This is a genomic window from Streptomyces bohaiensis (assembly GCF_012033785.1).
In the GTDB taxonomy this organism is placed as follows: domain Bacteria; phylum Actinomycetota; class Actinomycetes; order Streptomycetales; family Streptomycetaceae; genus Streptomyces; species Streptomyces bohaiensis.
This window is the reverse complement of the sequence record NZ_JAAVJC010000223.1, coordinates 1-7,634: the sequence shown is the minus strand read 5'-3', so window position 1 is coordinate 7,634 and position 7,634 is coordinate 1. Positions and strand designations below refer to the sequence as shown.

9 protein-coding genes and 1 pseudogene are annotated in these 7,634 nt (G+C 75.2%); 7 read left to right on the top strand and 3 right to left on the bottom strand.

The window, feature by feature from the left end:
• The 7 genes and pseudogenes from HCN52_RS24900 to HCN52_RS19140 all read left to right on the top strand — a co-directional run.
• Nucleotides 1–287: pseudogene (locus tag HCN52_RS24900) on the top strand (hypothetical protein); the annotation flags it as partial.
• Entirely contained in the window at nucleotides 284–712 is a 429-nt protein-coding gene (locus tag HCN52_RS19165) for a roadblock/LC7 domain-containing protein (RefSeq protein WP_168089693.1), read from the top strand. The pseudogene HCN52_RS24900 and the gene HCN52_RS19165, both read left to right, overlap by 4 nt.
• The gene (locus HCN52_RS19160; protein WP_168089692.1) at nucleotides 712–1,089 is read left to right on the top strand and encodes a DUF742 domain-containing protein; all 378 of its coding nucleotides are present in this window, start codon (nucleotides 712–714) and stop codon (nucleotides 1,087–1,089) included. Before HCN52_RS19165 ends, HCN52_RS19160 begins: the two co-directional genes overlap by 1 nt.
• Complete coding sequence (locus HCN52_RS19155) at nucleotides 1,070–1,687, top strand: GTP-binding protein (RefSeq protein WP_168089691.1); 618 nt, start codon at nucleotides 1,070–1,072, stop codon at nucleotides 1,685–1,687. The genes HCN52_RS19160 and HCN52_RS19155 overlap by 20 nt, the downstream gene beginning before the upstream one ends.
• Before the next feature lie 163 nt (nucleotides 1,688–1,850).
• Complete coding sequence (locus tag HCN52_RS19150) at nucleotides 1,851–3,119, top strand: cytochrome P450 family protein (RefSeq protein ID WP_168089690.1); 1,269 nt, start codon at nucleotides 1,851–1,853, stop codon at nucleotides 3,117–3,119.
• A 61-nt stretch (nucleotides 3,120–3,180) separates the two neighbouring features.
• The gene (locus tag HCN52_RS19145; protein ID WP_168089689.1) at nucleotides 3,181–3,957 is read left to right on the top strand and encodes a class I SAM-dependent methyltransferase; all 777 of its coding nucleotides are present in this window, start codon (nucleotides 3,181–3,183) and stop codon (nucleotides 3,955–3,957) included.
• 105 nt (nucleotides 3,958–4,062) lie between these two features.
• The gene (locus HCN52_RS19140; RefSeq protein WP_168089688.1) at nucleotides 4,063–4,314 is read left to right on the top strand and encodes a hypothetical protein; all 252 of its coding nucleotides are present in this window, start codon (nucleotides 4,063–4,065) and stop codon (nucleotides 4,312–4,314) included.
• A 552-nt stretch (nucleotides 4,315–4,866) separates the two neighbouring features.
• Here HCN52_RS19140 and HCN52_RS19135 read toward each other — a convergent pair.
• The 3 genes from HCN52_RS19135 to HCN52_RS19125 form a co-directional block, all read right to left on the bottom strand.
• Nucleotides 4,867–5,541, bottom strand: a complete 675-nt coding sequence (locus HCN52_RS19135; RefSeq protein ID WP_168089687.1) for a histidine phosphatase family protein — start codon at nucleotides 5,539–5,541, stop codon at nucleotides 4,867–4,869.
• 149 nt (nucleotides 5,542–5,690) lie between these two features.
• A complete protein-coding gene (locus HCN52_RS19130) occupies nucleotides 5,691–6,452 on the bottom strand; it encodes an isocitrate lyase/PEP mutase family protein (protein WP_168089686.1) in 762 nt (253 codons plus the stop codon).
• Between the two features lie 145 nt (nucleotides 6,453–6,597).
• Nucleotides 6,598–7,362: a thioesterase II family protein gene (locus tag HCN52_RS19125; protein WP_168089685.1), complete on the bottom strand. Its 765-nt coding sequence runs from the start codon at nucleotides 7,360–7,362 to the stop codon at nucleotides 6,598–6,600.
• Between the last annotated feature and the right edge of the window lie 272 nt (nucleotides 7,363–7,634).

Here is a 7,634-nt window from a genome sequence, read left to right as displayed (position 1 = left end):
TCGCCGTCGGCGCCGCCGCGCAGGCGCCGGACGGCGACCGCGACCCGCAGGCCCCGTCCGCGACCGTGTCCGCGGGGCCGGAGGGTGAAACGCGCGAGGAGCGCCGCCTGCCCAAGCGCCGGCGCGGCTCGACCCTGCCCGATCGTCCCGCGGCCAGGAAGCCGGACACCGGCACCCGCCTCGCGCCGGACGAGGCGGCGCGGCGCATGTCGTCCTTCCACAACGCCGTGCGGCCCAGCACGCCGGCCGTCCCCCCGGCCCCCTCGGACCTCCCGGAGACCCCATGACCCCCAACTCCCTGTCCTGGCTGATGAACGACTTCCGCGACCGGACGGAAGGGGTCGAACACGCCCTGCTCTTCTCCCGCGACGGTCTCAAGCTGCACTGGGACGACGGGCTGGACCCCGACCCCGAGGCCGATCCCGTCGTCCGCGACCGCGTGGAGTACCTGGCCGCCATCGGCTCGGGTATCGCCGGTCTCGCGGCCGAGGCCTCCGACAAGCTGGACTGCGGCGGTGCCCCCGACTACATCACCCTGCTCTTCCCCGAGCGGCAGTTGCTGCTGGTCAACGCCGGCCACGGCGCCGTCCTCACCGCCCTGGCGGCGGCGGACGCCGAGCCCGGACTGGTGGGCGCCGAGATGGTGCGGCTCATCGACCGGCTCTCCGAGCACCTCGGCATAGCGCCCCGGCAGTCGGGAGCACCCTCCTGATGATCGACCCGGACCTGCCCGACCGCCTGTTCGTGGCGCTGTCCGGACGCACCGCTCCCGCCCCCGAGCACGTCTTCGACCCGGTCTCCCTGATCGTCACCGAGGACTCCGGTCGGAACGGACTCGGCCTGGAGGAACGCGCCATCGTGGAGGCCTGCGTGAGGCCGCTCGCGGTGGTGGAGATCTCCGCCCACCTCCAGCTGCCGCTGGGGGCGGTCATGGTGCTCCTCTCCGGACTCCTGGACCAGGGCTGCGTCAGCGTCCGGCACCCGCGGACCCACACCGCGCCGCCCGCCGGCGGCGCGGGCTTCATCGCATGGCAGCCACCCGACGCCCACGTGTTGGAAAGGACTCTCGTTGCCCTCCGTAACCTCTGACGCGCCCCCGCAGTTGGCGGCCACCGCCAGCAGCGGCCTCAAGATCGCGGTGGCCGGGGGCTTCGGCGTCGGCAAGACCACCTTCGTCGGGGCCATCAGCGAGATCGCCCCGCTGCGCACCGAAGCGGAGATGACGGGGGCCTCCGTCGGCGTCGACGACATCGCCGCGACCCCGACGAAGACGACCACCACCGTCGCCTTCGACTTCGGACGGATCAGCCTCGACGAGCAACTGGTGCTCTACCTGTTCGGCGCCCCCGGCCAGGAACGGTTCGAGTTCCTCTGGCAGCGCCTGTTCACGGGCGCCCTGGGCGCCGTCGTGCTGGTGGACACCCGGCGCATCGAGGCGTCGCACGCCTCGCTCGACCGGGTGGAGGCGGCCGGCCTGCCGTTCGTCGTCGCCCACAACGTGTTCGCCGGCGAGGACGACGTCTTCAGCCTCGACGACATTCACGAGAGCCTGTCCCTCTCCCCCGACGTCCCCGTCGTGCGCTGTGACGCACGGGACCGCAACTCGGTCCGCGACGTGCTGGTCACGGCGCTGGACCACGTCCGGCACGCGTCCGCCCGCCACGCCTCCGACGGGGCGGCGCCGTGAGAGGCGGCCCGCCGCGAGGCGCCCGCTCCACCGGCCCGGCACCGGGGCCGGGGGCGCGTGCCGCCGCATTGCGCACCGCTCCCCGGCACCTGCGGCGCCCGCCCGCGGACCCGCATCCCGGAACCCTCGACGCGGGCCCGATCGCGAACGGAGAGACCGCACGATGAACGACACCCCGCTGGTGGAGGTGCCGGACAGCCACCTCGAGGCATTCCGGCTCGGCGACCCCCGCTACGCGACCGACCCGGCGCAGATCTTCACCGAGCTCCGCTCCCGGCACGGCGCGGTGGCGCCGGTGCTGCTCGCCGGCGACGTCCCCGCCTGGCTGGTACTGGGGCACCGCGAGATCCAGCACGTCACGGCGGACACCGCGACCTTCACCCGGAACGTCGCCCGCTGGCGGCTGCGGGAGCGGTTGCCCGCCCACTGGCCGCTCTGGCCGATGCTCGGCGGCGGGGAGAGCGGCGCGGCCCTGCTGTACACCGAGGGCGAGGAGCACCGCCGGCGCTCGGCGGCGGTGGCCCACGCGCTCGACGGCGACCTCCTGGAGTTCCGGGCACGCTGCGAGCAGTTCGCGGAGGAACTCGTCGAGTCGTTCGCCGCCGACGGCGAGGCGGACCTGATGAGCGCCTACGCGCTGCGGCTGCCGATCCTGGCCGTGGGCTGGGCCATGGGCTTCCCGCCGGAACGCAGCAACGACCTGCTGGAGAGCGTCACCACGATGCTCTCCGGCGGACCGGACGCCATCGACGCGCAGCAGCGGCTCCGCCTGATCGGTCTGGACCTCGTCGCCGAGGCCCGTCGCGCACCGGGCAACAACGTGGCGGGACGCCTGGCAACCCACCCGGTGGGGTTGACCGACCACCAGCTGCTGGAGGATCTGCTGGTCGTGGCGACCGCGGGCCACCAGACGACCGGCAACTGGATCGGCAACGCGCTGCGCCTGATGCTCACCGACCCGCGGTACACGGACTCCTTCGCCCGTGGGCGGCTGCCGGTCGGTCAGGCACTGCGGGAGGTCCTCTGGGAGGACACCCCGACGCAGGTGGCTGCCGGACGGTGGACGACCCGGCCCGTGGAACTGGGCAACGTCCGCATCCCGGCGGGCGACATGCTGCTGCTCGGTCTGGCCGCCGCCAACAGCGACCCGGCGATCCGCCCGCTCGGCGGTCGCGCACTGCGCGGCTCCCAGGCGTACCTCTCCTACTCGCACGGGCCGCACGGCTGCCCCAACCCGGCGCGGGAGATGGCGGAGACCATCGCGGCGGCGGGGATCGAGGTACTCCTGGACTCGCTCCCCGACCTCACCCTCAGCAGCGCGCCGGAGGAGCTGCGGTGGTACCCCGGGGTGTGGATCCGCGGCCTGCAGTCGCTGCCGGTGAGCTTCACCCCGTCGCTGTACACCGGACGCGCGCCCGACCCCTGGTCGTGACCGCGGTGGACCGAGGTCGGGCCCCGTGACGCCGCGCCCTGCACCCCGTAGGCTTTGTTTCATGCGGGAACAAACACCGGACGGCAGCGCCGGGGACGCGGACTACGGCACCATCGGGACCGGGTACAGCCGCTACCGGCGTCCCGACCCACGCATCGCCGCCGCGGTGACCGCCGCGCTGGGGCCGGTCGGCACCGTCCTGAACGTCGGCGCCGGAGCGGGCTCGTACGAGCCGGTCGGCCCGCGCGTCACAGCGGTGGAACCGTCGAGCACCATGCGGGCCGCGCGGCCGCCGGGCCTCTCACCCGCGATCGACGCGGTGGCGGAGCACCTGCCCTTCGAGGACGACACCTTCGACGCCGCCATGACGACCTTCAGCCTGCACCAGTGGCGCGACCCGACGGCAGGGCTGGCCCAGCTGCGACGCGTCACCCGCGGTCCCGTGGTCGTCCTGACCTGCGACCCGTCCCGGGTCCGCGACTTCTGGCTGCATGCCTACGCGCCGCAGGTCCTGGACACCGAGGCCGAGCGCTACCCGTCCCTGGAGACGATCGCCGACGGTCTCGGCGGCGAGGTCACCGTCGAGCCCGTCCCGATCCCGGCGGGCTGCACCGACGGGTTCAACGAGGCCTACTTCGGCCGTCCGGAACGCCTGCTCGACCCCGGTGCCCGGCTGGCCTGCTCCTCGTGGAGCTTCCTCGATCCGGGGCTCGCCGCCAGGGCCGTCGACCACCTCCGCCGCGACCTCGCCTCCGGCCGCTGGGACCGGCACCACGGACACCTGCGGGAGCAACCCGCCTTCCGCGGCTCGCTCGTCCTGGTCCGCGCCCTGCCCTGAGCCGGCCGGACGCTCCGAACCGCGATCACCCCGGATGCTGCGCGGGTTCGTCACGGAACGGCCACGTCCCTACCGCCGGCCGCCCGCACGCGCCACGCTGTCCCCATGACACGCACCGTCCGCGCCACGCTCCTGGCCGCCCTCGTCGCCACGACGGCGATCGGCTGCTCCTCCTCCCGCGAGAGCGACCAGGCCTGCTGGGACGCGCTCACCGCCGACCCCGCCCCCACGGGCAAGCCGGAGATCTGCGCAGGCGTTTCGGACGACGACTACGCCGTCCTGGAGCGACTCGCCGGCATCGAGCGCGACGGACTCCAGGCGGAGCTCGACACATTGCTCGACGAGGACGGCGGCTGACCCCGCCGCCCCGTCATCTGCCGGGCCGCACGGTCAGCAGCTGAGGGGGCAACAGCTTCTGTCCTTCCGCCCAGGCCGCCTGCCGCTGCGTCTCGGGCCGGCAGTCGGCCACGGGGCGCTGCAGGTCCCGTCTGCGCAGCGCCTGGGCCGCCTGCTTCACCGGTTCCCGGTCCACCGCGACGGCTGCGGCATGGAGATGCGCCTGGCGCAGGTCGTGCAGCAGCCGCAGCTGCCCGTCGCCCCGCAGCGCGGCGTTGGTGCACCCGTCGGCCGGTACGCGTCGAGCGGCCCGGTCGCCCGCGGCCGCCGGGAGTTCACCGCCGGCGTCTCCGCATGGCGGCGTGAGAAGCGGGTGAGATCCCGCGCGGGGTGGTGGACCTCGTGCTCGGCCCGGTGGGCCGCGGCGAGCTCCTCGACGTGGCGCGCGAGCGCGTGCCGTTCATCAGCGCCCGGTCGGCGCCCGCGCACGGGGCAGCGGCCTGGCCGCGCGACCTACGAGGCGAGCTGCGCGGTGGTACCGGGAGCGTCACGTCCCCCGGCCACCGCGGTGGATCAGCCGGCCGGAGTCTCGGGCGCGTCCTCCGGGGTCTCCCCCGCCGGGCCGCTCTCGGCGGCCTCCCCGGACGGGCCGACCGGGGACTCGGTCCAGCCCTCCAGACACCAGCCCTGCCCGGGTGAGCCCGTGACCGTGACGACCCCCGCGTTCTCCAGCTCCCGCCACGCGACCTCGTCGACCGTCACGTTCACGGCGCGGGCGGCGAGCCACATCCGGATCGCCGCACCGTGGCTGAACAGGGCGGCGGTGACGCCCTCGGCCGCGGCTTCCGCCACCACCGCGTCGAACCGGGCCAACGCCTCGTCCCCGCGTTCCCCTCCCGGCATCGAGCGGCCGGTCTCCCCCGCCGACCAGGCGAAGACGGTCTCCAGGTAGGTGCTGATGGCCTCGCCGTCGCCGCGCATCTCCAGCTCCCCGGCGGCCAGCTCCCGGATGCCGTCCCGCACGCGGACCGCGAGGCCGAGCGCGGCGGCGAGGGGAGCCGCCGTCAGCTGGGTGCGAAGGAGGGTGGAGGCGTACACCGCCCCTATCGGGTGGCTCGCGAGCACCGCCGGCAGTGCGGCGGCCTGGCTCTCCCCGAGCGGGGTCAGCGCGGGCCCGGGGGCGGCGGTGTCCAGCACTCTCCGGACGTTGGAGGGAGTCTGGCCGTGTCGGACGAGCAGCAGGCGCATGAGACGGATCGGTCCTCCTGTGAGCCGGCGGGGTCCGCTCCACTGTCGCACCGACCGGCCCGCATCGTGGCCCCGGGTGCACGGTCCGGAGGCACGACGCGGTCCGGGGCCTCGCGCCTCCCCGGACCGGGCCGCTCGTCCGGGGGCGGTCACCGCCGCCACGGACCGAGCATCTCCGACATCGCGTCCGTCAGGGCGCGTTGCAGCAGCGGGCCGAAGGTGACCCGGCCGACGCCGAGGCGGCGGAACCGCTCCAGGTCGTGGGTGACCGGATGCGCGGTCGAGTTGACCGGCACGTCGACCGCCCCGACCACCGCGGCGAGCAGGGCGTCGTCGTCCTGGATGCGGACCGGGTAGACGCTGTCCGCCCCGGCGCGGGCGAGGGCCCGCAGTCGCTCGATCGCCTCGTCGAGGACCGCGGCCGCGTCCGTCGCGTGGAGGAACAGGTCGGTGCGCCCGTTCACCCACAACGGGACACCCGCGTCGTCCGCCGCCGCGCGGAGCCCCGCGACGTAGGCGGCGTGCTCCTCGGTGCTGCGCATGCGGCCGCCCTCCGCGTGGACGGTGTCCTCGACGTTGAGACCCACGCCGCCGATCTCCACCAGGCCGGCGACGAGTTCGGCGGGCCGGTGGCCGTACCCGGACTCCAGATCGACGGAGACGGGCACCTCGACCGCGGCGACGATCGGCCGGACGGCGGCGAGCACCTCCTCGAACGTCTGGCCCTCCTGGTCGTCGGCGCCGCGGGCGTCGGCGAGCGGGTGGCTGCCGACCGTCAGCGCCGGGAAACCGGCGGCCGCGGCGGTGCGCGCCGACCACACGTCCCAGACGGTCGGCAGTACCAGCGGCGCCCGATCGGCGTGCAGGTCCCTCAGGCGCTGAGCGCGCTCCACTGTGGTCCGAAAGTCCATGCCGCCGACGCTACTCCTCCCGGCCCCCCGCGGGGCGCATCCGGAGGCGGACCACGCCGCGTCCCGGGCGCCGGACGGGGCGACCACCCGGGACGGGTGCGCGGGGCGCGCGGGGCGGCTGTGGGCCCGCCGGACCGGTCGCGGGTCAGGAACCGCCGACGACGAGGCCCCGCAGGTGGCCGGCGATCCTGCTGATCACCTGCGGAGCCTGGTCGTTCAGGTAGAAGTGCCCCCCGGGAAAGGCCTCCACGGTGCAGTCGCCCGTGGTGTGGGCCTTCCAGTCCCGGGCTTCGTCCAGACTGGTCAACGGGTCCTGGTCCCCGGTCAGCACCAGAACCGGGCAGGGGACGACGGCCCCGGGACGGCTGCGGTAGCGCTCGACCGCGCGGTAGTCGGCCCGGAGCGCGGGCAGCAGCATCCTGACCAGCTCGGGCTCGTCCAGCACGCCCGCGGCCGTCCCGCTGAGCCGGTCGATCTCGCCGAGCAACCGGCTGTCGGACGCCTGGTGGAGGGACTCGTCACGGTAGCGGGACGGTGCGCGGCGGCCCGACACGATCAGACCGACCGGCCCGACGCCCTCACGGCTCAGCCGCAGCGCCACCTCGAAGGCGACGACCGCGCCCAGGCTGTGGCCGAAGAGAGCCAGCGGCCGGCCGGCACGGGGGCGGAGCGCGGCGACGGCGCCGTCCGCCAGTTCGGCGACGGACTCCAGACACGGCTCGCGATAGCGGTCCTGACGCCCCGGATACTGCACCGCGAGGACCTCCACCGCCGGTGCCAGCGCCCGGGCCACCGGGTGGAAGTAGCCGGCCGAGCCGCCCGCGTGGGGGAAGCAGGCCAGCCGGAGCGGGGCCTCGGGCGCCGGGCGGAAGCACCGGATCCACCTGCTGCTGTCGGTTTCCGTCGTCATGCCGTCCGTCTCTCCGTGTCGTCGCGCCGGCCGGACCTGCCGAGTGCTGCCCCGACCGCCGCCGGGAGACCGCACCGGCGCGGTGCCCCGGCGGATCGTCCCGGGCGCGGTGGCGCGTCGACCGGACACGGCAGGCTCCGGGGTGTGCCCGTCGGAGCGAACTCTAGGCGGGCCCGGGAGCGGGCGCCGCGGCGGGCCGACCGGCGGCGACGGGCTCCGTCCGCGGCCGGCGTGCGGCGACAGGAGGCGGGCGCCCCGGGGCGGCCCCGGAC